The sequence below is a fragment of the Nostoc sp. WHI genome (genome assembly GCF_015714725.1).
Lineage (GTDB): Bacteria > Cyanobacteriota > Cyanobacteriia > Cyanobacteriales > Nostocaceae > Nostoc.
In genome coordinates, this window is sequence record NZ_WBKM01000302.1 from 1 (window position 1) to 22,738 (window position 22,738).

Sequence of the window (22,738 nt, forward strand, 5' to 3'; positions counted from 1 at the left end):
ATGACTATCGTGAAGTACGTTCTTTGCGATTAACAGATAAGACTTGGAAGGCTCTTGGTATTGCTTCGGAATGCTTAGGCTTAACCCGTGCTGATTATTTAGAACACATTGTTAGGCATAACGATAACCCTTGTATTACACGGGAAGACTCAGATTTTTTAGCTCCCATTCAACCAAGTATTACACGGCAGAGTGAGTCACATCAGATATCTAATACCACAAGCGCTAAACAACCTGTCGGTTTGCCACCGATAAGAGAACTTGAAATTTTACGCGATCGCATTTTGTCCCAACTGAAGTTAGGTAAGCAAGCTACTGGGTATAAAACTGCTCAGAAGGTTCTCAATCGTTTCATTGCTGAACTAATCGGTTCAGTTTAGCTGTTTGGGGAATTCGCCAACGGTATCGATATCTCGGCTGAACCCCTAGTGGAGTTGGGCGATCGCAACGGAGAGCGGGTTAGGGCGTTGGGAAGCGGTTTATACTGATGTTTTTTTGATATTTTAAATGCCACATTTATTAGACGTTTATATTATTGGTAAATAAAATGGCAAAACTAGATCATTTTTTTAAAGACTTTAATAAAACTAAACTAGAAAAACACATTCAGGAATTACTAAAAAACTATGATTTCAATCAGGAATTTGAGTCAGAGTTGATTAGTGATTTGATTACTGAAAAGCATTATTATTGTGCTTGTCACGGGCTTAGACCCTTACGTTTTAGAAAAGAACCTTATCCTGGTCGTTGCTACAACTTCTTTGGCTTTTTCCTAAGTTTAGGATGGCATCCAATCTCATGGAACCAGTGTATTTATCCTAAGAGTAAGGAAAATATTGTTAAAGACGCATTACGAAAAGCCATAGAACCTGATATCTCTGAATATAAACGTCAACACCCTAAATGTGAGCGATGCGGTAAACTATCAAAAGAGATAGACCATATAGAGCCAGAATTTGATGTTATTGCTCAACAGGCACTGAAAACGCTTTCACATAAAGATTGGGAGTCAATTATGATTGATTCTTTCAATTTTTTGATTAAGGAAGAGTTTCGACTACCAGACAACAATCCGGCTCTAATATATACCTTGGAAGCTCACAAGACTGTAAAATTACAAGCTGTGTGCAAAAAATGTCATCAGATAAATGCAGAAGAGAGAAAAAATAATCAATAAATTACGTTGTCAAATTTCCAATAACCCAGGCGGTGGTGTAATTTCAATGCGACCAGATGGTAAGTCTACCACTGGGGCGATCGCTTCTACAAATGGAATCAAAACAGTCTTTTGCTTTTTGTCTGTAGTAAACGATTCATGTAATTTTACTTCTAACAAATCATTGCCAGCCGGGATAATATCTACCACCGTACCAACAAGTTCGCCAGATGCTTGCATGAAGACTTCCAAGCCAATCAAATCGAGGACATGATATTCATCTTCGCCTAATTGGGGGCGATCGCTTGCTGGCACCATTAACTTACAACCGCGCAACTCCTCCGCCTGATCGCAATTTTCCACGCCAGCTAATTTGATCACATACAAATTTTTGTTACTGATATAACGTCCTGTCAATAATTCGATTGGTTGTGGTTCTGTTTCACCTGAACGCAACAACCAACGTTTTCCCGGCACCTCAAATCTTTCGGGAAAGTCGGATACAGGATAAACCCGTAATTCTCCAGACAATCCTTGAGGGGCAACAATTTTACCAATTTCTAGCCAATTATCTGATTTGTCATTTGTCATTTGTCATTGGGCATTGGGGAAAAAATTCTCATAACTCCTAACTCTTGTACAGACGCGATTAATCGCGTCTCTACTCCTAATCAGGCAGTCACCGCCGCACCTTTATAAGCTTCCTCAGCTACTTTTGCTAAACGTTGCATAGCAGTGGCAATCTCCTCATCGCTGCCAGTGAGGCTGATGCGGAAGCATTGGTGCTTGTGCGCCCATTCTTCCTCTAAACCAGGGAAAAAGGTATTTCCCGGTACAATAATCACACCTACTTGCTTGAGTTGCTGGTAAAATTCCCAGTCACTAATGGGTAGATCCTTTAACCACAACCAAGCAAAAATTGCTCCTTCACCGCGATGGAGAAACCAAGGTAAATTCTTGGGCATCGCTTGTTCTAAGGTGGTTTCTAAAACTGTAAATTTATTTTGGTAAAAGGGACGAATAACAGTGTGAGAAATTTCTACTAAAGCACCAGAATTAATTGCAAGAGCTGCGATCGCTTGGCCGTAACGTGAAGAATGAAGACCAATATTTGCTTGGAAACATTCCAGCGCTTCAATCCACTTTTCATCCCCAATGGCAATACCAACCCTTTCTCCTGGTAATCCCGCTTTCGATAAACTCATGCAGTGTAAGATGTTATCGCCAAACACTGGTGTCATTTCGGTAAAGTTCAATGCTGGGAAGGGAGGCCCATAAGCTGAGTCAATTAACACCGGCAGATTGTAAGGCGCAGCCAGGGCAGCAATTTTTTTCACCTCATCATCAGTGAGAACATTACCAGTGGGATTACAGGGGCGAGAGAAGAGAACACAACCCGTATTTTCTGTAATTGTAAGTTGGCTGAAGTCGGGGCGATATTTAAATCGATGGGCGGCTGCATCAATATCAAGAGTCGGTTTGTAGGCGATTAAGGCTTTTGGAACTAAGCAAACACCGCCGTAACCTGTGTAGTCAGGACTGAGGGGCAAAACAATTTGTTTTAACTCGCCGCTAGAAGTGTAACCACCGAAGGTATTAGCAGCGTAGAAGTAAAGTGTTTGACTGCCGGCGGTAATGAGGATATTGCGATCGCTCAAGTTTAACCCGTAACGTTTGTTGAAGTCGTTGGCGATCGCTTCAATCAACGGTGCATAACCCTGACTTGAGCCGTAGCGACAAACTACCTCACCATATTCTGGACTAGCAAGAAGTTGTGCAGTACAATCTCGCCATAACTGCTCTACCTCTGGCAAAATTAACGGATTACCAGCACTCAAATTAATAAATTGCTGCCCTGCACCTGCTCGTAATGTTTCGATAATATCCTTCATGATTGCTCTTACGCCAGTCAGGTTGGACATTTGAGCGCCAATTTGTGTTAGGGCAGGGTTCATAAGCTGTGACAAAATTTATTAACTGAGGGTGGACAAATTATTTTGGGGTGGCTGTTGACATCAAATTTACATTGTTGCCAAATAGCTGTTGCCGACTTTAACCAATCTAGCTAGAGAATGATATTTTAACAAAGTAATATTTATCGTTATAGCGGCGATCGTGCTGAATAACTGGGCAAACAAAATTAATTTTGTTTAAACCGGGTATAGTGCAGGCATCTTGGCCGCTGCTTCAGCACTCTACAATGTACACACAAGTCTTTTGACCTGCATTTTTGTTGCATCGACCTGCAAAAATTAATTTACCCTACTTTACGCAGTAACTTTAAAAGATTTGTGTGTACACGGTAGCTTTTGCAAAGAAGAATTAAGGAGGGTCATAGAGGCAGATGAAAAGGCATCCGACTTATGTATACACCGTAGGCTTCAGCACTGGGGAGAACGTTAAAAAACTATACAGGAGGGCTGACATTGGAAGTTAAAGCAGCAGTAGCTTACAGCGCAGGTAATCCGTTGACAATTGAAACTGTTCAACTATCGGGGCCCCAAGCCGGTGAAGTGTTAGTTGAAATTAAAGCCACCGGGGTTTGTCATACCGATGCCTTTACCCTATCTGGTGATGATCCCGAAGGTTTGTTTCCAGCAATTTTGGGACATGAAGGTGCTGGTGTGGTAGTGGAGGTAGGCGCTGGTGTCACCAGTTTGAAACCAGGGGATCACGTTATTCCCCTCTACACTCCCGAATGCCGCCAGTGCGAATATTGTCTGAGTTTCAAAACTAATCTCTGTCAAGCCATTCGCTTAACTCAAGCACGCGGTGTCATGCCCAATGGTACCAGTCGCTTTAGTCTTGATGGGCAGATGATTCATCATTACATGGGTACATCCACTTTTGCTAATTATACGGTGCTGCCGGAAATCGCCCTGGCAAAAATTCGGGAAGATGCCCCATTTGATAAGGTTTGTTACATTGGCTGTGGTGTAACTACTGGTATTGGTGCAGTCATCAATACAGCTAAAGTGGAACCGGGAGCAAATGTTGTAGTTTTCGGCTTGGGTGGTATTGGCTTGAATGTTATCCAAGGGGCGCGGATGGTAGGGGCGAATATGATTGTCGGGGTGGATATTAATCCCAGCAAACGCGCAATGGCCGAAAAGTTTGGCATGACGCACTTTGTCAATCCCCAAGAAGTAGAGGGTGATTTAGTTCCCTACTTGGTTGATTTAACAAAAGGCGGTGCTGATTACAGTTTTGAATGTATCGGTAATGTCAAACTTATGCGTCAAGCATTAGAATGCTGCCACAAAGGTTGGGGCGTAAGTGTGGTTATTGGTGTTGCTGGTGCTGGGCAGGAAATCAGTACTCGTCCTTTTCAATTAGTAACTGGGCGCGTTTGGAAAGGTTCGGCATTCGGTGGTGCTAGAGGGCGTACAGATGTGCCAAAAATTGTTGATTGGTATATGAAAGGGAAGATAAACATTGATGATTTGATTACCCATGTGATGCCCATTGAGCAAATCAATGATGCTTTTGATTTGATGCAGAAAGGTGAATCAATTCGCAGTGTGGTGACTTTTTAGCATTCCCAGTCGGAGCCATCAGTGAGAGTTAAGATAAACTGCCTTATATTTTTAGGCAATACTCCCCCGCTTTCTGGCTTCTTTGTAAGAAGTTCCCACATTTTTCAAACCAGCTTTAATCATTTGTTGTTCAAGGAGGGCAAAAAAACGTGCTTTATCGCCACCTTTTACCACGGCTTGATTATGCGCTTCAGCGATCGCCACAGGGTAGCCATATCCTTTCTGCACTTGTGCCAGCATTAATCCCAATGCTTGATCTAACATGGTTGCATTATCCGCTACCCATGCCGGAACTTCTATGCGGGCGATTTCGGTGCCAACGTGGACATAGCAAAAGTAAATGGTTTGATCACCATAAAGTTCAAGAATGGGTGAATTACTGCGCCACAGGGTACTGCGTTGTCCTGGTTTGAGTCGGGTTGTCCAAAGGGAAGTATCGCGCAATTGTTCAAAAATTTTACAAGGTACTTTTTCTAACTGATTTGGGCAATAACTTTTGCAGTCTGGAACTGGATGGATACAAGCCAACAACCGTAAAAAGTTCATGCCGTCGATACTGCGAGAGGCGCTGAGATAACCCATCAAAGGAATTTGAGCATCACGCAACTGCTGCCAAGCTTCCAGAATTGGGGGTAAAATGCGATCGCGTGCATCCATCGGCAACTGTTCTAAAAACCAGTAAATTAGTGAACCATCTACCATCGCCAAGGCTGGCGCTTCCGTTTTCACTGCACACGCAAGTTCTGCTAATACCGTTATTTCTGAAGCAGTGCGGCGAAAACTCATCCATTCCTCGGTTTTAATTCCCCACTGCCGAGACATATATAAATCTTCTGGGCGATAAAATACCTCTGGCAAACTATCGAGTAATGGATGGCGATTTTGTCCGTAATGCAAGACGACTCTGCCAATATTTAGAAGATAACAGTAAGCAATTTCGTGGTGGTTGGGGGAAATTTGCGAACCATCGGTAGCGATGACAGTATGTATTTTGGGGGGAACTGAAATATCAATGCAGGTTTCTAGCGACTCCACTGGGGTAGCATTAGCAAAGGAAATGCGATCGCGCCATTTTTCCTGGCGATCGATTAAATCTTGTTGACACTCGTAAGCATTTTTTAGATGTTGTTGCGCCAATTCTAAACGCTGGCGACTCGCAGCAACTTCTAAGGTAAGATGCTGACTTAAACCCTGCATTTGTCGCGCTAGTTTTGTCAGGTCAAGCATAGATTTTTAGACTTTATTGCCTACTCAAGGTGTTGATCATACAGCATAAAATAGAATTTAAGGTATGAACTATCGGTCAAATGACCAAAGAATGTTACAGATGGTACAGTTTGAACCTTATCGTACTTTACCAACCAGCGCTGAATTGCCGTGTTCAGACGATACACCCGTGGATAATGAAGACCAAAATTTTATACCCAATTTGCTGCTGTTTCTTCTCGAATCTATTTGGGCAAATCGGAATGATTGGTTTTTCGGCATAGATATGGGTATTTACCACACGACTGGGGTGAGTCATTTAGTCCCAGTGGTTCCAGACGGTTTTTTGAGCTTGGGAGTAGAGCGACGCAAAGCAGGTAAATCACGCTTCAGCTATGTAGTGTGGGAAGAACAGGGTATTGTGCCAACATTTGTTTTGGAAATGGTTTCTAAAACCCCAGGTGATGAATATGACGGTAAGCTCAACACTTATGTCAAATTAGGAGTGCTATATTACATCATTTATAATCCCCAGTATTGGCGACGTGACCAACATCAACCATTTGAAGTTTACAAGTTGATTGATAGAGAATATCAACTTCAAATTGGAGAACCATTTTGGATGCCAGAGATTGAATTGGGCATTGGGCGCTCAAACTACATATCTGGCACAATTCAACGAGAAGTGTTGTATTGGTATAACCAAACTGGTACTCGCTATTTAACTTCTGAAGAAGTTGCTCAAACTGAACGCCAACAACGTCAAAGACTAGCAGCCAAGCTCAGAGAATTGGGAATTGATCCAGATAACATTTGATGCTTAGTACATACCCAATTTGAAGAAAACTTTCAATGCCAAGCCGAGAAATCTTTGTCAAATTTAGACAATGATAACAACTGAATTCGCGGATCATTTTGGGCAGCTTCCCGTTCTGCTTGGGTATTATAGCCCCAATCTGCAAGGAAGAGTTTCACATCTTCAAGGTCTGCTTGCTGTTGGACTAACTGCAAAGTTTTGAGTCTATCTTCTACAAACCAAAGACTAACTTGGTTGTTTCCTGCCGCCTGGATTAATTCTCGCAGAATTTCGTGTTTAGGACGCTTGACTTCTTTACCAAAAATTGATCCTGGTGGTAAATTCACTCCTTCTTGTTGCAACAACTGCTGCACAAAACGCCCTTCTTTAGTTGTCACAATGTATAACTTAACTCCACTGTCAAGAGTTAATTTGATTTTTTCTACTACACCTGAATAAAATCTATGCAGACTCAGCCAACCATCTAAATCTGTGGTAATCCATTCATCTCGTTGGTTATCCAGTTTCGTACCAATTTCTTTTGGTTGTAGCTTGTCGTCTAACAAAAGTTTTGGGGCGATGCTTACCCATTCGTGAAGAATCTTTTCATCGGAAATTCCATCTACCAACGCTTTGATTAAAACGGGCATTTCCCAACCCGTTTCAATTACAGGTCGTAGGCGATAGAATCTCAAAGCCAAATCATCTGGTGGTGTATCGTTAGCAGGCAACCAAGTTTGGCAATAGGTGCGCCATGCTACCTCAAAATATTCAATTAGTCCGTCGCAAATCACTCCATCAAAGTCCAAGGCTAAAATTGTGGGACTACTTGCTGTCATTGTTTTGAGGATGAAACTGCTGTAGCCAGCTTAACTGAAATTAGCGATGATTTTTTGTATCAGAACTGTAACATGACAAATAGTCTGGATGATTGTAGGCGATCGCTCTGCCACTTCCAAGGGGGGTAACTCTTCGTCACATTCATGAGCCTAAACCGCCTCGACCTTTTCCTTGCCAATAGTACCCCTGTGGGTACTATTGTTTTAATCATCAAAAATGTCATTATTTTAATGTAAATTCCTCAGTGTAACTTGAGATTGATAAGTTACATAGATTGCTTATCTATGGAATGTAGGATATTGCGACTCTGAGGCGCAAATTCTTCTAATCATATAAAGAGAATAGGAATATAACTGAAGGAAAAAACGATGCAAAATCTCCCTTTTGAATTTAGCCACGGCGGATATGTCAAGGAAAAGACCGTGCAAGAGAGAATGGCCTTACGTCCGCCAACGACTCAGGCAATTGATGTGGAGACAGATTTTGATTATCTCTTCCCAGATATTGCCAAAGATCCAAACAGTCTGCTTCCGGCAGAGAATAACCGAGATATTATTGACAAACTCAAAAAGCTAGGCGAGGCAATAATTGACAGACAAGGCCCTGAGCTTGAGGACACTAACTCAACAATACCTCCGATTTATACTTACTGGGGACAGTTTATCGACCATGATATTACTGCCAACACTGATCGGGCTGTCACAGACCTCAAAACTGATATTACCAAAGACGATTTCACGCCTCTATCACCCAAGTTCGTAACCGATAACCTCAAGAATCTACGTCGCCCAACCTTCGATCTTGACAGTGTTTATGGCGACGGGCCAACTCTAGACCCTAAAAACCCCACGGAAGCAAGAGATTTTTATCAGGAAGATGACCCAGTAAAACTGAAAGTTGGACAAAACGCTGAAAAAGATGCTAACGGCGACCCGGTTCCTGGAGTCAAAATTCCGCCAGAAAGCGATTTATCGCGCGATCTGCCACGCAATAACAGAATAGCTGCGATCGGCGACAGTCGCAACGACGAAAATCTGATCGTGGCACAGTTCCACACTGCCTTCCTGCGTTTCCACAACGCAGTAGTAGACTGGGTGCGGAAGAATGAACCCAAGAATGCCAAAGATAATAAAAAACTATTTGTTCGGGCGCAGACTCTGGTTCGTTGGCACTACCAGTGGCTTGTTGTCAATGATTTCCTCAAAACCGTAACTGCAACCGGGACAGTGGACAGCATCCTCCGCGACGGGCTGAAATTCTACCAGCCCCGGAATGGAAAACTTTTTATGCCTCTAGAATTCTCCGTTGCAGCTTACCGTTTTGGACATAGTATGGTGCGGGCTGCTTATGACTACAACCGCAATTTTACAGACCAACCGGGGGCGCTGACGGACGCAACGTTTGAATTACTTTTTGTCTTTACGGGAAAACGTGATCTTGGCGGTTCACCAGGCCCTGGCCCGTCTAACACTCTGCCTTTTAACTGGATTATTGAGTGGGATCGCTTTGTTGACAAAAAAAGCGCAGCCAAAAGGCAGAGAAATTCTGCCCGAAAAATCGACACGCATCTTGCATTTCCTTTGTCAGATTTGCTTAATGAAGGCAACGATGAACAACCTCCTATTCAACAGCTTCTTAAGCACCTTGCTAAACGGAATCTACTGCGGGGATATTTCCTCAGCATTCCTACTGGACAAAGTTTAGCTAATAAGCTAGGTATTAAAAAACTGACAGTGGAAGAGCTTAAACAAGGCAATTCAGCAGAATTGAATCAAGCACTCGAACCTTTCCTAGAAAAGACTCCAGCGTGGTATTACGTCCTCAAGGAATCTGAAGTTCGTGCAAAGGGCGACTCTTTGGGCGAAGTTGGTAGCCGCATTGTTGCTGAAACCATCATCGGCCTAATTAAGAATGACCGATTCTCCTACCTCAACGAGCGCGACCGTGACCGCGACCGTGAACGTGACCATGACCGCGACGATGAACGTGACCATGACCGCGACCGAGACCACGACAATGAACGCGACCGTGACCATGACCGCGACTACGACGATGAACGTGACAATGAGCGCAAGTACAATCGTGTTTGGAATCCTTCCCAAGGTGTCAAGCTACCAAATGGTGGGGAAATTCGTGTGATTACTGATTTTCTGAAGTTTGCCGGAGTGCTGCCAGGAGAGTCTTGTTAAGTAATAGAGCCACAGCTGCTTAATACGGTTAGCAAACGCGTGGAGAGACTTTACAATACAAAGTCTCTCCACGCCGGAAAATCACCGTAATTCAAAGATTATGATATGAGTTTTCGGCCGCTCAAGGTAAAAATATGCCCATTGCTGCATCTTCTTTGATGGGCGATCGCCATTGTACTCAAAATACCGCAATATTATATATTTGCTCCCACCATTGTTATAGCAATCCTAAATGAGTCGTGAAAAATATAAATAAGGAAACGAACCGCCAAGAACGCCAAGGACACAAAGGGAAGAAAGAAGAAAGAGATATAGAATTTTCACAAATGATTTAGGACTGCTATAGTACTTATTACCATGAACCTATGGCGATTAATTCGCGGTTTAGTAATATTAGTTTATCGAAGTAGGCATTTTTGACTATTATTTATTTCTGAAGTAAGAGGTTATTTATAAGCCTCTTAGCTAATATCTAACCTAAGACGTGTTCCTCTTCAGTTTCTGCTTAAACTCTCTCCAGAGAAAGAACTCTTTATACCTTTGATTTCCTACAATCTTGTTAGTAAAGGTACATTTTCTAAAACCTGAAAAAGCCATGACTGACAAGAATCACGAAAATCAAATTAATCAACCAGTGAGCGAAGATTCGCATTCTCACCAAGAGGCAGATGTAAACGAGAGAAACTTAACCGCCAATCCAGGAGATAAAATCGCTGATAAGTCTCAATCGGTTGAAGAGAAGGGCAAACAGCTAGCTGTTGATCATGTACCAGATATTACAGGCGACACAATTACAGTCCCGACTTACTTCGTTGTGGATGAACCTAATGGCGAAAAAAAGGCACTCCACCACGTTAAAGATGCTGAAGAGATTTCCGACGTAATTCGGCAAGCACGAGTTGACGAAAATGGAAATCGAATTTGGTGGTAGCCCTTCATTGAAGAGACACGGGGACACATATATACAGACAGTTCTTTTTTTACGTCCCCGTATCTGTCTTTTTTTGTCAAGTTAGTCTATTGATCAAAAGTACCAAACAATTAATCTATTGAAGTACACCAGAAATTAAAAATCAAATTTTATAACTTGTTGAAGGTCGCAAGTAAAGCCGTTAAGAGCCAAAGTAAAATTTTATAAAAATGAATTAGCACCATATTTTAAAGAGTACCTAATGCACCAATTACAACTATGCCCCATGCAGCAGACGGTTCGGGAACAGAAGCAAATTGATTCGTCTCAATCCGAAGGATTTCCCCAACCTCCGGCTGATTATTACTAGGGTTAAGTCGATAGATACGTGCCTTACCTTGTGGAAAAGGAAATCCTGTGAGTTCGCCTACGTAGTATACATCATCAGGGCCCTTTGCGATCGCTGTAGGTACTGATTGTATTATTACTCCAAGATGGTCTGGAAACTCCTAGTACATATCCCAGATTACGCATCCCATAGTGTCACAATCAGTTATTACTGAAGTAAATACATCAAAATAGGGCGTTGCATAAATGCGGGATGAATTGAGATTTCTTACCAATGCTAAAGATTGATTCTTCCCACCTTTGCGCGAAACAAAATTCATCCCATCAATCAGCAACGCCCAAAATAGCTTTCTATCTCTGCGGAGTAAATATAAAGCATTGCGATCGCTACACTTGCATTACTAAGTAAAGTTTTATTACCGCTTTTGCAACTTTGACACTGCCATCAGGGATGCAAGCATCAGAACCCTTGGTACCTGCGCTCAAATCCAATTGGCTGATGATGCACGTCAGTGTGATGATTTCACCTCAGCGTCTCAGCCTTGCTGAAACTTTAGATAACATCAGCTATCGGATCATCGGACTGGGATTTCCCCTGCTGACGATTGGAATCGTTGCTGGTGGAGTTTGGGCTAACGAAGCTTGGGGTACTTATTGGAGTTGGGATACTAAGGAAACTTGGGCGTTAATCACCTGGTTGGTGTTTGCTGCTTACCTCCATGCTCGCATTACTCGCGGTTGGCAAGGACTTCGACCAGCAATTTTAGCTACTGGTGGCTTTGTCGTCGTTTGGGTTTGCTATCTGGGAGTGAATTTGTTGGGTAAGGGTTTACACTCCTACGGGTGGTTTTTGTAATAACTTTACTGTCCTAATACCAATTTTCCCAACGAAGGCAACAGATATTAAATCTGACTTTCTTAATTACGAATTGGTATTAGGCGATCGCAACATCAAAGACGGTCAAAATATTACCTAGTTGTTTGAGTATTTTGTTGAATAATTTTCTGTAAGGAAAATAGGTTAATTGCACGAATGACACTTCCTAAATCATTTGTGAAAAAAAATCTATTGTCCATTGCCTACCTCTACAACTCAAATAGCATTGCTATAAGCAGTTTCTAATTGCTTGAATAATTGATGTCTAGGTTGCTTTATCAGTGTCAACTCCCAAGCCGCTAGTAATTCGGGAATAAAATTATCTGGCGAGATAGTAATTTCCTTGTAAGGACAAGTGCAATGGAGGCATAGTGTAAGTAGTGCTAGCTGACCACATTTAGCTGCAAAACAAAAAATAGAGACAAATTATGGCGCGATCCGGTTCACTTAAGGATTCTTGGTGGAGATTTAATGTACGTAGAGATATTACATTGCAACGTCTCTACAGAGGTTATCGGTTGCGTAAATTGTCTTATCTAAACCATATTGAATTATGGCGCACCCCGTAAATATAGAGATCACAAAAGTGAAAAATATTTGTCTAAAAATCTCAAGAATGCAAGGACTGTGATAATTTATTAATCTCCGATAGAAAGATAATAAACTTTCTCATTAATAGCAAATGCGTTAACAGGCACAAGGTGGATTGGTGCAAATGTCTTCTGATCTAATAGGTTAAGATTTCATCCTGGAAGCTCTATTTGTAAAGCTTTATAAAGTATTGATATTCACTAATTTTAATTATAAGATAAAGTTTACTTAAACAAGTAAAGAGATAATAAAGCTGTCTCTTTCAAGGTTAGTCAAACAATAATATAGACTACAACTTTTGCACAGTCTATATAGGCTATACATTTGTTGAAGTTGTAGTCTAAATTTTTAGAAGGTTCTAACAGAATGGGTAAGTTAGCTTAATAGCAAAAACTTATAAAGATAATCACTACGTTAGTATACTTAGCGATCGCATCCCTCCCATTTGTTAGAAGCCATTTCTAGCCAAAATCATAATTGGTCTTACTACCTTGAAAGGTTTAATTTTTACAATACATTATTAGTAGTTTCGTACTACTTAAAGTATGGCTGAGTCTTCCTGAGTCAGCCTGGAATTCATGGTTTCTACACGTATTACGAGGTCTGAATGACATCCTCCAATTTCATTGCATTAGCAATATTAGTGGTGCTAGTTTTGGCGCTTTTTGGAATTTATTTAAAGTTCAAAACCAGAATAGCATCAAGATATTCACGCCCCCTGGCAATTTTCGTCATAGTTTCTCTAGTGACTGCTGGTGGAGGTATTGTATCGGCGCAAATAGCACCGATACCTTTCAGCTTCAGTGATGTAATTATAACCAGTGCCCCAGCGCCTTTACTGCCTGGAGACCCTACTCCGACGAAGCCACAACTTCTAAGTACGGTGGCTGTCCCTGCACCAAGCAATCTTGGAACCTTTGTTGTAGCTGGTCAAGAAAATATAGGACTACTCCAGCTAGGAAAATCCCTATTTTGGGATCAGCAGCTTGGTAGCGACGGCATTCAGTCCTGTGGTAGTTGTCACTTTAATGCCGGAGCTGATAGCAGATCAAAGAATCAAATCAGTCCTGGTCTTCTGGTAGTACCGACGAAAGATATAACTTTCCAGCTTAGTCTTAGTCCTAATAAAATAGGTGGTCCCAACTATCAACTCACAAAGGCAGATTTTCCATTTCACAAACTGCAAGATCCTACTCAGATAGACGGACCTAACAATCTAGTTATTTCTGACACTAATGATGTAGCCTCATCCCAAGGTGTGTTTAACACTGTTTTTCGAGCTGGGGATAGGACTAATCCGGGTAACCCGATAGATACGACTACATCTGAGAGAGATCCAAACAACTTTGTAATCAATGGAATTAATGTACGTCGAGCTGAGCCGCGTAATACTCCAACGACAATTAATGCAATCTTCAATAACCTCCAGTTTTGGGATGGTCGCGCTAAGCAAAACTTCAATGGGGTAGATGCAACAGGATCAGCAAACCCTCCCACTCCAATTTTCAGAGCTTCAGCACGAAACCGAGTAGCTCCATATCCCGTTGCGATCGACAATTCCTCTTTAGCTTCCTTAGCAACTGAACCACCATTGAGTGAAAATGAGTTGTCCGCCACTGGTCGTACTTTACCTCAAATCGGTTCTAAGTTTTTCCGAAAAAGAGGTCAGTTAATCAAGAGCCTCAGACCGTTAGGACAACAACTTGTAGCTAACGATGACAGTGTTTTAGGACCTGTAAGTAGATTCCCTGGTAAAGGTCTGTTAATCGGAGCCTATGATAGGCTGATTCGCCAAACCTTTAACCAGGAATGGTGGATGTCAAACTTAATCATTGAAACTGACAGTGACGGAAAGCCAACAGTCACCACCAGAACTTTTACTGCTAATGGTAATAGTGAGGAAGGAGTTGCTTTACCTGCGAATGAGTTTTCGCTCAGAGATTGGAACTTCTCCTTATTCGCTGGGTTAGCATTGCAAAAGTATATGTCTACTCTTGTGGCTGACCAAACACCTTTTGATAAATTCCAAGCGGGAGATCCCTCTGCTCTCACCGAAGATCAAAAAAAAGGTCTGAACTTGTTTGTCAACGATGTAGCTAATGGTGGCGCTAATTGTAACACCTGCCATACTATTCCAGAATTCACCAGAGCTTCGGCGAGAAGATCTACAGGAGCAAATCTAACTGATCTCACTGGTGCAAATGGTGCAAATATTGGCTTCTTCACTAACTACGGTGTCGCCCCTGCCGCAAATGATCCAGGAGCCGGAAGCGCTGCTGGATCAATATTCAAGGCACCTACCCTCCGTAACATCGGCTTGACAGCACCTTTTATGCATAACGGTGGGATGGGAACTCTCGAGGAAGTAGTCCAGTTTTACAATCGTGGTCGAAGTGACGAAACTCGTCCAGGTCAAGGTGTCCCAATTGTACGTCGTGGACCACTATTAGGCTTAGACACTGATGAACAAGCTGATTTGGTTGCTTTCTTAAGATACGGACTTACTGATAAGCGAGTCGCCCTTGAACAAGCGCCCTTTGACCATCCACAAATAGATGTCCCCAATGGACACCCCGGCAATCAGAATTCAGTGACTGCCAGTGGCAACACTGATGGATTCCCTAAAGCTGTAGATCAGTACTTGCGGATACCACAAGCTGGTCGTAATGGTATCGCTGTTGCCCAGCCAGAGTTCTTTAATACTCTGCCACAATAGATCCGTTAGTGCTAATACCAACAGTTTGTACGAATGGGATCACTACTCCCTAGAAAAAGTTCTTAGAGTAAGACTCTGGACTGAATGGCAACCCACGAAAAATAATGACGTTTGGGAATGCCTGATTGCTAACTCTTAACCTGAGTTCGACAAAACTCTCCTGATGCGGGAGAGGTTGAAAGAAGGGTTATATTTATCCATCGAACTCAAGTTAATTGTTAGGATTTCACAAAAGTACAAATCACACATAACAGGAAGCAGCTTGCCGATGGCAGCTGCTTTTTTTCATAGTAATTATGATTATTTATTAGCGATAGTGAGCTGATAATTTTATCTTTATTATTGCCCTTATTAACTGCCAGCTTATTCACTTCCATAGGAACTTCACACCACTCTACATCGATTCCTTGGATAGATAATGCATCTGAATGTGAACATACTGGTAGAAACTGGCGCGATCGCAAATGTTGGGATAATGAATACAATCCCATATTCTGAATGGATAAAACAGAATAACAACCTCGGAATTAGATCAAAATGGATATATGGACAGCCGCAGCCGGGGAGGAGAGACAAAGCGATGCTTTGTCTCTTTGGGGTTTTCCGGCTTTAAGTAAGTAATCAAGCGGACATGATATCACTCAAAAAATCAACCTTAAAATTCTTGAAACTTAGCTCATGGAAGCGTGGCTTGGCCCATAAATCATCCGAGTGTTAGCATCTACCTTACCTTGAATCGGGTTCCAGTAGTGGGATGTCTCTTCAGGAAGACCAAGTTCTTGTGCAGCACGCATTAGCATTGATTGTTGTCGATTCTTGACTTGCTGATGTTCACGCACCATTAACGCACGAGATTTATCTGCGATGGACATAACTATAGCCCTCTCTATTTTGTGAATATATAATCTTTGATTCTTCTAAAAACTAATATATCAAAGATTCTGTAACATACGCTACTAAATTATGATTTTTTATAAAACTTCATATTTACCGTAAATATTTAGGTATTTTTCTGCGAAAAGCCTAGAAAATCTTTTTTATACCAGCTTTGACGACTAAAATCATCTGGCTTGAGATTTGTCATAGTTCAGTGTTTATACCATTTCAAGGGTAGATAATTTATTTGTTACAATCATTTACATTAAAGAACTATTAAGTAATCAAAACTCGATCTATTTTTATGCCTGACACTTTAACTAAGCTGACTTATCACACCTTTCAACAGAGCAAAAATTATTTTGGTCTGGCTCACAAAATATTAAGTTCACAGTTGAGAAACCTGGTGCATCCAGCGCTGGAACAAAAAACCAAAGCAATCCCGAAAGAGATTGTATTGAAACTTCAAGAGAGATTGAATCAAGCCCTAGAAACAGACTGGCAAGATGCTCAAAAAGGTGTGTATCCCGAAAGTTTGCTGTTTGACAACCCTTGGGAAGAGTTTTTCCGCTACTATCCGTTGGTATGGCTAGATTTCCCTCAAATGTGGGAGCGAGTTAAACAACAGAATTACCAAGATTTTTCACCGGAAATAGACACAGATGGTTATCCCGGCTACTACGTGCAGAACTTCCATCACCAAAGTAATGGCTACTTAAGCGATATGTCAGCCAATTTATATGACTTACAGGTGGAAATTCTTTTTGGCGGGGCAGCTGATGTGATGCGGCGGCGGATTCTCGCTCCTCTCAAGCAAGGGCTGAAAGCTTCTAACTCTGTTTCACCGAAACAAGTCCGTATTTTGGATGTAGCTTGTGGAACTGGGCGGACTCTGAAGTTGATTCGGGCAGCCTTGCCTCAAGCATCTCTGTTTGGCACGGATTTGTCACCAGCTTATTTGCGTAAAGCAAATGAAACATTGTCCCAAATTCCCGGAGAATTGCCGCAACTTTTACAAGCCAATGCTGAAGAGTTGCCCTATCTAGATAATTATTTTCATGCAGTAACTTCTGTTTTTCTCTTTCATGAGTTACCAGCGATCGCACGTCAAAGTATCATTGAGCAATGCTTCCGAGTGACAAAACCAGGGGGAGTCTTTATTATCTGTGACTCAATTCAGTTGAGTGATTCACCTGAGTTGGAACATATGATGGACTTTTTCCCTGAAACTTTCCATGAACCCTACTACAGGCATTACACTACTGATGATTTGGTAGAACGTTTAGAAAAAGCAGGCTTTGAAAATATTGAGATGCAAGTCCATTTTATGAGCAAGTATTTTATTGCTTATAAGCCAGCTTGAATATGTACCTGCCCATAAAGCCTATATTCAGGAGTTGATTGCTAAAGGACACAGAGCGCGAACAGGCTATTGGGCACAGCAAAAAGGCGGTATGTTGCTGTTTGAGGCAGCTTCAAAAGCAGAGGCAGAAGCGATCGTGGCTGGTGACCCGTTGGTGCAACACGGCTGCGTCAACTATCAGCTTTACGAATGGCGGATTGTTATGGAATAACATAAAATTACTGACTTTTGATGTTATACTTTTAGAAGACCTGGATCTATGCGATCGCAACACCCAAATCTTGTCAGAACCGGAAGGTAGCAGCAACACGGGAGGCTTGTGGTAGGCGTAGTCTCCGGGTCGCCCTATTTTTAGGAGCATTTAGCAACAATGCCTGGTTTTGGAGATATTGTTCAAAAAGCTTTTTACCTCGGTGTGGGATTAGCTTCTTACGCGGGTGAGAAAGCAGGGGGAAAATTAGCGGAAGTGCGATCGCAAGTCCAAAAACTGGCAGATGAAATGGTGGCAAAGGGCGAAATGAACACAGAAGAAGCCCGCCGCTTCGTCGAGGACATGATGAAGCAAGCCCAACAAGCTCCCACATCTGATGAAACATTACAGAAAACACCCCCTTCGGAACCTCGGCGGATAGAAATATTAGAGGAAGATGAAGAAGCAACGGTGAAAGAGGCATCAAATGATGAGAATGTAGATAAATTACGCGACGAAGTACTAAAGCTGCAAGACGAGTTAAAACGATTGCAACGCGATCAATAAAAAGCATTCTTTGATGGAAATATTAGTAATAAGCGGCACTTTGATATGGCACTACAGATAGAAATTTAATAAGATGCCTTGTGTAGTGTTTACTCTAGTGCTTCAAGTCACATAGCACAAAGCGTCCTGTTTATAGCCTGTAAGGGCGTCAAGTTTATGGAACATTGGCAAAAAGATTTAATAGAAATCGTAGAAACACTGGCTGATGAAGTAGAGCGTTTCTTTCTAGAAATGACTGAAATTGCAGACACCTTTTTTGAGCTAACGGAAGAAATAACTGAGCAGGTACATAATAACATTGTCACTGAAGTCGATCAGTATTTACAAGATTTGGCTGAACCAATGTTTGAAGCCTACTGGGAACTAGAAGATGTTATCGCAGATGTAGATCCTGGTTTTCCTTATTTAGTTGAACCCACAGCCGAAAAAAATCCTGCCTGCATGGGTTGTAGTAACTACCACGGTCAAGTTTATGGCGGTAACTTGTTAGTTTGTGCCATGCATCCCCACGGTTGTGAAGATGAGAATTGTCCAGATTGGGAAAAGGAAAAGTATTGAGTCAGTGCGCTCCAATTCAAAAATAAAATAAAATCATCTGTTTTCTAGCTTCTGCTTCCTAACTTATTTAATCACTTATGAGTAATTTTTTACCTGAAACTGTATCCCAGCCAAGCCAAGAAATGAAGTATGGCGAACGCGACATTGCCGAAGGGAAATTAATTACCTTTCCCAATCCGCGTGTGGGGAGACGATACGATATTCAGATTACTTTGCCAGAGTTTACCTGTAAATGTCCATTTTCTGGCTATCCTGACTTTGCGACAATTTATGTTGCCTATGTGCCTGATGAGAAAGTAGTAGAATTAAAGGCACTCAAACTTTACATTAATAGTTACCGCGATCGCTATATTTCCCACGAAGAATCTGCCAATCAAATTTTAGATGATTTTGTGGCTGCTTGTGACCCCTTAGAAGTAACGGTTAAAGCAGATTTCACACCTCGCGGCAATGTGCATACCGTTGTCGAAGTTCGGCATCAGAAGGAATAGTATCCTAACTTTGGATGAGCGATCAAGTTAGAGGAAACCAATTTAACCAAGCGTCCCAATTTTCTACAATTTGGGCAAATTCTGCATAACCGCTTGCTTTAGGATGAACACCATCATTAGCTTTTGCCTCATTTATCCAAATATTTGATTTTTCTAATATCGGAAAAACATTTAAATAAGGTACATTTAATTCATTACAAATCAAAGCGAACTGTTTAGATAAATCGGTATTTCTCTGCCTTCTTTGAGGGTCTTCTTGTTCTGCATAGGTTGCTAATCCAACCATCAAAACAGGATACAACGATTTTGCTTCACTTAAAATTTCACGGACATTTTTGATAGAATCTGCAAAATCTACGCGAGTTTTACCATTTTCTAGTGTTGTGTCATTAAATCCAAAGGAAAATATAACTCTGCCATCATATTCTTTAGGTAAGCGAGGCGATACTTCCTGTAACCAACGCTTTGCTATATCAGTACTCGTGTCTCCCCTAATTCCCAAATTATAGTAGGTAATATCATAACCTTTTTTATTAGCATTAACACATATTCTACCTGTCCAACCAAGACATTCTGGGTCGCCAGTACCATTAACAAAAGAATCACCAATAAAACAAATTCTTACTTCCGGTATATGTCTTAATTTCATTCACCACCCTCTTAAAAAACATAGAGAACAACTCAGCGTCCCTTTGCGTTTCCCTTTGCGCCCCTCTGCGTTTAAAAACAAACCCAGTAAATAGGAGAGGCAGATAATTCCCCCTCTCCTATGAAGATAAACCAATTACTTAAAGCTTGCTAACTTTAGTATTTATTAGGTTTGTGAACAAGAAAGCTGAGAATTTGGCACTGTTTGATGTTGTCAAAACCCACAACACGGATATAGCTGGTGTTGAATTGAGAACGGCATCCTTGAACTTCGCTCAATACTTCTTGAGTAGATTTAGCGCCGAACAAAGGCAGCTTCCACATTGTCCAATACAATTCTGTTGGGTCAGAAGTTTCGTTAAACTCGATCGCTGGAATGTAACCTTGATTCAAAATGTACTGAATCTGCTTGGAAATTTGAGCATCAGTCAGGGGGGGCAGATAAGAAAGGGTTTCGTAACGACGCTCTTTTGGTAGAGTTTGCATAGCTTTCGATAATGGATTGTGATTGACTTTAGTTATCAGTTATCAGTGAACAGTGAACAGTTAAAAAATACTCACTGTTCACTGTTCATTATTTGGATCTGAAGTTGTTTGTTGTTCCGGTTGCAGACTGAGGTTTGATGTATCTATTTGTGTAATGCGTTCTAGATGCTGGCGACGCTGCTCCATGTTGGCTTGCTGAATACCAGTGCGAACCATTTCCGGTAAAAAATCAGCAACTTCCTCTGCAATATGTTCTCTGACAGTTATGATTCGCAATGCCAAATCTGGCTTTTCTCGGAATAGTTTCTCAAGGTATGATTCACCATCCTGAATTTTGTCAGCAGAAAAGTTATGCAGCCAAAGTGCCAATGGAGGATTCGTTTCGCCTAGCTGTGCCAGTACTGTCCTTAAAGCCTGATAAGTCAGGTAACTTTGGAGAGTCTTGGCTGTGTCCTTCGCAATTTGCTTAAGATTCATGCTTGACCCCAGCCCTTAACAGTTATGAGTTATAAGTTATGAGTTATGAATTAATGTAACTCCTAACTCTTGTACAGACGCGATTAATCGCGTCTCTACTTCTAACTCTTAACTTTTGATCAGACGGTATCCATTGCTTCAAACTCGAACTTGATTTCTTTCCACAGTTCGCAAGCAACGGCCAATTCAGGAGACCACTTAGCGGCTTCGCGGATAATGTCGTTACCTTCACGAGCCAAGTTACGTCCTTCGTTACGAGCTTGGACGCAAGCTTCTAAAGCTACGCGGTTAGCTGTAGCACCAGGAGCATTACCCCAAGGGTGTCCAAGTGTACCACCACCGAATTGCAGCACGGAGTCATCACCAAATATTTCTACGAGTGCGGGCATGTGCCAAATGTGGATACCACCAGAAGCAACTGCCATTACACCAGGAAGAGAAGCCCAGTCTTGGGTAAAGTAGATACCGCGAGACTTGTCTTGTTCTACGTAGTTTTCACGCAACAGGTCAACGAAGCCCATTGTGATACCGCGTTCACCTTCCAACTTACCAACTACTGTACCAGTGTGGATGTGATCACCACCAGACATCCGCAGAGCTTTAGCCAATACGCGGAAGTGGATACCGTGGTTCTTTTGACGGTCGATTACGGCGTGCATAGCGCGGTGAATGTGCAACAGAATACCGTTGTCACGACACCAACGAGCCAATGTAGTGTTGGCGGTGAAGCCTGCGGTGAGGTAGTCGTGCATGATGATGGGCTGTTTGAGTTCTTTAGCGAACTCAGCCCGTTTCAGCATTTCTTCACAGGTGGGGGCGGTGACGTTTAGGTAGTGACCTTTGATTTCACCGGTTTCTGCTTGAGCTTTGGAAATCGCTTCAGATACGAACAAGAAGCGATCGCGCCATCTTTGGAATGGAGCGGAGTTGATGTTCTCGTCGTCTTTGGTGAAGTCCAAACCACCACGTAAGCACTCGTATACAGCGCGTCCGTAGTTCTTAGCGGAAAGACCTAATTTAGGCTTAATTGTACAACCTAGTAAAGGACGACCGTATTTGTTTAACTTGTCACGTTCAACTTGGATACCGTGAGGAGGTCCTTGGAAGGTCTTGAGGTAAGCTACAGGAATCCGCAAGTCTTCCAAACGCAGTGCCCGCAACGCTTTAAAACCAAATACGTTCCCCACGATGGAGGTTAACATATTGGTTACAGAGCCTTCTTCAAACAAATCCAAAGGATAGGCAATGTAGGCGATGAATTGGTTGTCATCACCAGGAACCGGTTCGATGTCGTAGCAACGACCTTTGTAGCGATCGAGGTCGGTCAGCAAGTCTGTCCACACAGTTGTCCAAGTACCAGTGGAAGACTCAGCCGCTACAGCCGCAGCTGCTTCTTCGGGGGGAACTCCGGGCTGAGGTGTAACGCGGAATGCCGCTAAAATATCTGTATCTTTGGGTGTGTAATCGGGTGTGTAATAAGTCAGTCTGTAATCTTGAACCCCGGCTTTATACCCAGTTTTGCTCTGAGTCTTCGTTTGAGCGTAAGACATATTTTATCCTTCCCAGAAGTCATCTTTATTACTTATCAAATTACGTACTGTGCAACTTGCCTCGACTGCCGACTTTCCCCCTTCAATAGGGAGAAGACCAGCAAATTTTTATTGAGAGTTGCTTTTGGCAGGGGGTGGCAGTTTTCCTGCGGAGCTTTAGCACAGATGTGAGCGAAAGATAAAAAATTGCACCCCACGTAATTTGTAGCTTATTTCACAATATATCAAGAATTCGATAAGTTATTCTTTGAAACTTTTTAACTCATTTATATAAATTTGTTATTACCTAAAGTTTTAAACATTTTGTTAAGAATGATTTACAAAGGGTCATCAATAACTGTATTGAAGCTTTTGGGGAGTGGGGAGT

Annotated in this window: 21 protein-coding genes, 1 other RNA gene and 1 pseudogene; 14 read left to right on the top strand and 9 right to left on the bottom strand. The window is 42.0% G+C overall.

The annotated features are described in order from the left end of the window. Both F8S12_RS31205 and F8S12_RS31210 read left to right on the top strand, forming a co-directional pair. Positions 1 to 380 (top strand): hypothetical protein (locus F8S12_RS31205; RefSeq protein WP_196515054.1); only part of this gene is annotated, 380 nt, incomplete at its 5' end. A gap of 167 nt (positions 381 to 547) precedes the next feature. Further along, positions 548 to 1,177 carry a hypothetical protein gene (locus F8S12_RS31210; RefSeq protein ID WP_196520175.1) on the top strand — a complete coding sequence of 210 codons (630 nt, stop codon included), beginning with the start codon at positions 548 to 550 and terminating at the stop codon, positions 1,175 to 1,177. A 9-nt stretch (positions 1,178 to 1,186) separates the two neighbouring features. Here F8S12_RS31210 and rimM read toward each other — a convergent pair whose 3' ends face one another. Both rimM and F8S12_RS31220 read right to left on the bottom strand, forming a co-directional pair. After that, positions 1,187 to 1,747, bottom strand: a complete 561-nt coding sequence (gene rimM, locus F8S12_RS31215; RefSeq protein ID WP_196520177.1) for a ribosome maturation factor RimM — start codon at positions 1,745 to 1,747, stop codon at positions 1,187 to 1,189. Between the two features lie 80 nt (positions 1,748 to 1,827). Next, positions 1,828 to 3,111, bottom strand: coding sequence for a valine--pyruvate transaminase (locus F8S12_RS31220; RefSeq protein WP_196520179.1), 1,284 nt, complete (start codon positions 3,109 to 3,111; stop codon positions 1,828 to 1,830). 471 nt (positions 3,112 to 3,582) lie between these two features. Between F8S12_RS31220 and F8S12_RS31225 the strand changes: the two genes are divergently transcribed. After that, the gene (locus tag F8S12_RS31225; RefSeq protein WP_196520181.1) at positions 3,583 to 4,692 is read left to right on the top strand and encodes an S-(hydroxymethyl)glutathione dehydrogenase/class III alcohol dehydrogenase; all 1,110 of its coding nucleotides are present in this window, start codon (positions 3,583 to 3,585) and stop codon (positions 4,690 to 4,692) included. 51 nt (positions 4,693 to 4,743) lie between these two features. Here F8S12_RS31225 and F8S12_RS31230 read toward each other — a convergent pair whose 3' ends face one another. Next, positions 4,744 to 5,919 carry a DNA double-strand break repair nuclease NurA gene (locus tag F8S12_RS31230; protein ID WP_196520182.1) on the bottom strand — a complete coding sequence of 392 codons (1,176 nt, stop codon included), beginning with the start codon at positions 5,917 to 5,919 and terminating at the stop codon, positions 4,744 to 4,746. 100 nt (positions 5,920 to 6,019) lie between these two features. On the opposite strand from F8S12_RS31230, the gene F8S12_RS31235 reads away from it, so the two are divergent. Next, entirely contained in the window at positions 6,020 to 6,715 is a 696-nt protein-coding gene (locus F8S12_RS31235; RefSeq protein WP_196520209.1) for a Uma2 family endonuclease, read from the top strand. 32 nt (positions 6,716 to 6,747) lie between these two features. Here F8S12_RS31235 and F8S12_RS31240 read toward each other — a convergent pair whose 3' ends face one another. After that, positions 6,748 to 7,533 carry an HAD family hydrolase gene (locus F8S12_RS31240; RefSeq protein WP_196520184.1) on the bottom strand — a complete coding sequence of 262 codons (786 nt, stop codon included), beginning with the start codon at positions 7,531 to 7,533 and terminating at the stop codon, positions 6,748 to 6,750. 369 nt (positions 7,534 to 7,902) lie between these two features. On the opposite strand from F8S12_RS31240, the gene F8S12_RS31245 reads away from it, so the two are divergent. From F8S12_RS31245 to F8S12_RS31260, 4 genes and pseudogenes are all read left to right on the top strand, one after another. Beyond that, on the top strand, positions 7,903 to 9,723 hold the full coding sequence (locus F8S12_RS31245) for a peroxidase family protein (RefSeq protein ID WP_196520186.1): 1,821 nt from the start codon (positions 7,903 to 7,905) through the stop codon (positions 9,721 to 9,723). 595 nt (positions 9,724 to 10,318) lie between these two features. Beyond that, positions 10,319 to 10,654: a hypothetical protein gene (locus tag F8S12_RS31250; protein ID WP_196520188.1), complete on the top strand. Its 336-nt coding sequence runs from the start codon at positions 10,319 to 10,321 to the stop codon at positions 10,652 to 10,654. Between the two features lie 742 nt (positions 10,655 to 11,396). Continuing rightward, positions 11,397 to 11,837: pseudogene (gene ccsB, locus F8S12_RS31255) on the top strand (c-type cytochrome biogenesis protein CcsB); the annotation flags it as partial. Between the two features lie 1,219 nt (positions 11,838 to 13,056). Continuing rightward, entirely contained in the window at positions 13,057 to 15,165 is a 2,109-nt protein-coding gene (locus F8S12_RS31260; RefSeq protein WP_196520190.1) for a cytochrome-c peroxidase, read from the top strand. 671 nt (positions 15,166 to 15,836) lie between these two features. Here F8S12_RS31260 and F8S12_RS31265 read toward each other — a convergent pair. Then, entirely contained in the window at positions 15,837 to 16,037 is a 201-nt protein-coding gene (locus tag F8S12_RS31265) for a hypothetical protein (RefSeq protein WP_196520191.1), read from the bottom strand. Between the two features lie 308 nt (positions 16,038 to 16,345). On the opposite strand from F8S12_RS31265, the gene F8S12_RS31270 reads away from it, so the two are divergent. The 6 genes from F8S12_RS31270 to queF all read left to right on the top strand — a co-directional run bounded on the left by F8S12_RS31270 (position 16,346) and on the right by queF (position 19,210). Further along, the gene (locus tag F8S12_RS31270; RefSeq protein WP_196520193.1) at positions 16,346 to 17,404 is read left to right on the top strand and encodes a class I SAM-dependent methyltransferase; all 1,059 of its coding nucleotides are present in this window, start codon (positions 16,346 to 16,348) and stop codon (positions 17,402 to 17,404) included. Then, the gene (locus F8S12_RS31275; RefSeq protein ID WP_230968396.1) at positions 17,385 to 17,615 is read left to right on the top strand and encodes a YciI family protein; all 231 of its coding nucleotides are present in this window, start codon (positions 17,385 to 17,387) and stop codon (positions 17,613 to 17,615) included. The genes F8S12_RS31270 and F8S12_RS31275 overlap by 20 nt, the downstream gene beginning before the upstream one ends. 37 nt (positions 17,616 to 17,652) lie before the next feature. Continuing rightward, positions 17,653 to 17,749: signal recognition particle sRNA small type (gene ffs / locus F8S12_RS31280), an RNA gene on the top strand. Between the two features lie 25 nt (positions 17,750 to 17,774). After that, entirely contained in the window at positions 17,775 to 18,161 is a 387-nt protein-coding gene (locus F8S12_RS31285; RefSeq protein ID WP_196520195.1) for a phasin family protein, read from the top strand. 156 nt (positions 18,162 to 18,317) lie between these two features. Then, positions 18,318 to 18,719 carry a hypothetical protein gene (locus F8S12_RS31290; RefSeq protein ID WP_196520197.1) on the top strand — a complete coding sequence of 134 codons (402 nt, stop codon included), beginning with the start codon at positions 18,318 to 18,320 and terminating at the stop codon, positions 18,717 to 18,719. A 77-nt stretch (positions 18,720 to 18,796) separates the two neighbouring features. Then, positions 18,797 to 19,210, top strand: coding sequence for a preQ(1) synthase (queF, locus tag F8S12_RS31295; protein WP_196520200.1), 414 nt, complete (start codon positions 18,797 to 18,799; stop codon positions 19,208 to 19,210). Between the two features lie 22 nt (positions 19,211 to 19,232). Here the strand turns inward: queF and F8S12_RS31300 are convergent, their stop codons facing one another. From F8S12_RS31300 to F8S12_RS31315, 4 genes are all read right to left on the bottom strand, one after another. Then, positions 19,233 to 19,859: a GDSL-type esterase/lipase family protein gene (locus tag F8S12_RS31300; RefSeq protein WP_196520202.1), complete on the bottom strand. Its 627-nt coding sequence runs from the start codon at positions 19,857 to 19,859 to the stop codon at positions 19,233 to 19,235. Between the two features lie 155 nt (positions 19,860 to 20,014). Continuing rightward, positions 20,015 to 20,344: a ribulose bisphosphate carboxylase small subunit gene (locus tag F8S12_RS31305; protein ID WP_196520203.1), complete on the bottom strand. Its 330-nt coding sequence runs from the start codon at positions 20,342 to 20,344 to the stop codon at positions 20,015 to 20,017. 78 nt (positions 20,345 to 20,422) lie between these two features. After that, positions 20,423 to 20,821, bottom strand: coding sequence for a RuBisCO chaperone RbcX (gene rcbX / locus F8S12_RS31310; protein WP_196520205.1), 399 nt, complete (start codon positions 20,819 to 20,821; stop codon positions 20,423 to 20,425). A gap of 119 nt (positions 20,822 to 20,940) precedes the next feature. Further along, positions 20,941 to 22,371: a form I ribulose bisphosphate carboxylase large subunit gene (locus F8S12_RS31315; protein WP_196520207.1), complete on the bottom strand. Its 1,431-nt coding sequence runs from the start codon at positions 22,369 to 22,371 to the stop codon at positions 20,941 to 20,943. Between the last annotated feature and the right edge of the window lie 367 nt (positions 22,372 to 22,738).

Bases quoted from the DNA above. Each gene is read 5' to 3' on its own strand.
- F8S12_RS31210 (WP_196520175.1), top strand. From the start codon at position 548: ATGGCAAAACTAGATCATTTTTTTAAAGACTTTAATAAAACTAAACTA.
- rimM (WP_196520177.1), bottom strand. From the start codon at position 1,747: ATGACAAATGACAAATCAGATAATTGGCTAGAAATTGGTAAAATTGTT.
- F8S12_RS31220 (WP_196520179.1), bottom strand. From the start codon at position 3,111: ATGAACCCTGCCCTAACACAAATTGGCGCTCAAATGTCCAACCTGACT.
- F8S12_RS31230 (WP_196520182.1), bottom strand. From the start codon at position 5,919: ATGCTTGACCTGACAAAACTAGCGCGACAAATGCAGGGTTTAAGTCAG.
- F8S12_RS31235 (WP_196520209.1), top strand. From the start codon at position 6,020: ATGGTACAGTTTGAACCTTATCGTACTTTACCAACCAGCGCTGAATTG.
- F8S12_RS31240 (WP_196520184.1), bottom strand. From the start codon at position 7,533: ATGACAGCAAGTAGTCCCACAATTTTAGCCTTGGACTTTGATGGAGTG.
- F8S12_RS31245 (WP_196520186.1), top strand. From the start codon at position 7,903: ATGCAAAATCTCCCTTTTGAATTTAGCCACGGCGGATATGTCAAGGAA.
- F8S12_RS31250 (WP_196520188.1), top strand. From the start codon at position 10,319: ATGACTGACAAGAATCACGAAAATCAAATTAATCAACCAGTGAGCGAA.
- F8S12_RS31260 (WP_196520190.1), top strand. From the start codon at position 13,057: ATGACATCCTCCAATTTCATTGCATTAGCAATATTAGTGGTGCTAGTT.
- F8S12_RS31265 (WP_196520191.1), bottom strand. From the start codon at position 16,037: ATGTCCATCGCAGATAAATCTCGTGCGTTAATGGTGCGTGAACATCAG.
- F8S12_RS31270 (WP_196520193.1), top strand. From the start codon at position 16,346: ATGCCTGACACTTTAACTAAGCTGACTTATCACACCTTTCAACAGAGC.
- F8S12_RS31285 (WP_196520195.1), top strand. From the start codon at position 17,775: ATGCCTGGTTTTGGAGATATTGTTCAAAAAGCTTTTTACCTCGGTGTG.
- F8S12_RS31290 (WP_196520197.1), top strand. From the start codon at position 18,318: ATGGAACATTGGCAAAAAGATTTAATAGAAATCGTAGAAACACTGGCT.
- queF (WP_196520200.1), top strand. From the start codon at position 18,797: ATGAGTAATTTTTTACCTGAAACTGTATCCCAGCCAAGCCAAGAAATG.
- F8S12_RS31300 (WP_196520202.1), bottom strand. From the start codon at position 19,859: ATGAAATTAAGACATATACCGGAAGTAAGAATTTGTTTTATTGGTGAT.
- F8S12_RS31305 (WP_196520203.1), bottom strand. From the start codon at position 20,344: ATGCAAACTCTACCAAAAGAGCGTCGTTACGAAACCCTTTCTTATCTG.
- rcbX (WP_196520205.1), bottom strand. From the start codon at position 20,821: ATGAATCTTAAGCAAATTGCGAAGGACACAGCCAAGACTCTCCAAAGT.
- F8S12_RS31315 (WP_196520207.1), bottom strand. From the start codon at position 22,371: ATGTCTTACGCTCAAACGAAGACTCAGAGCAAAACTGGGTATAAAGCC.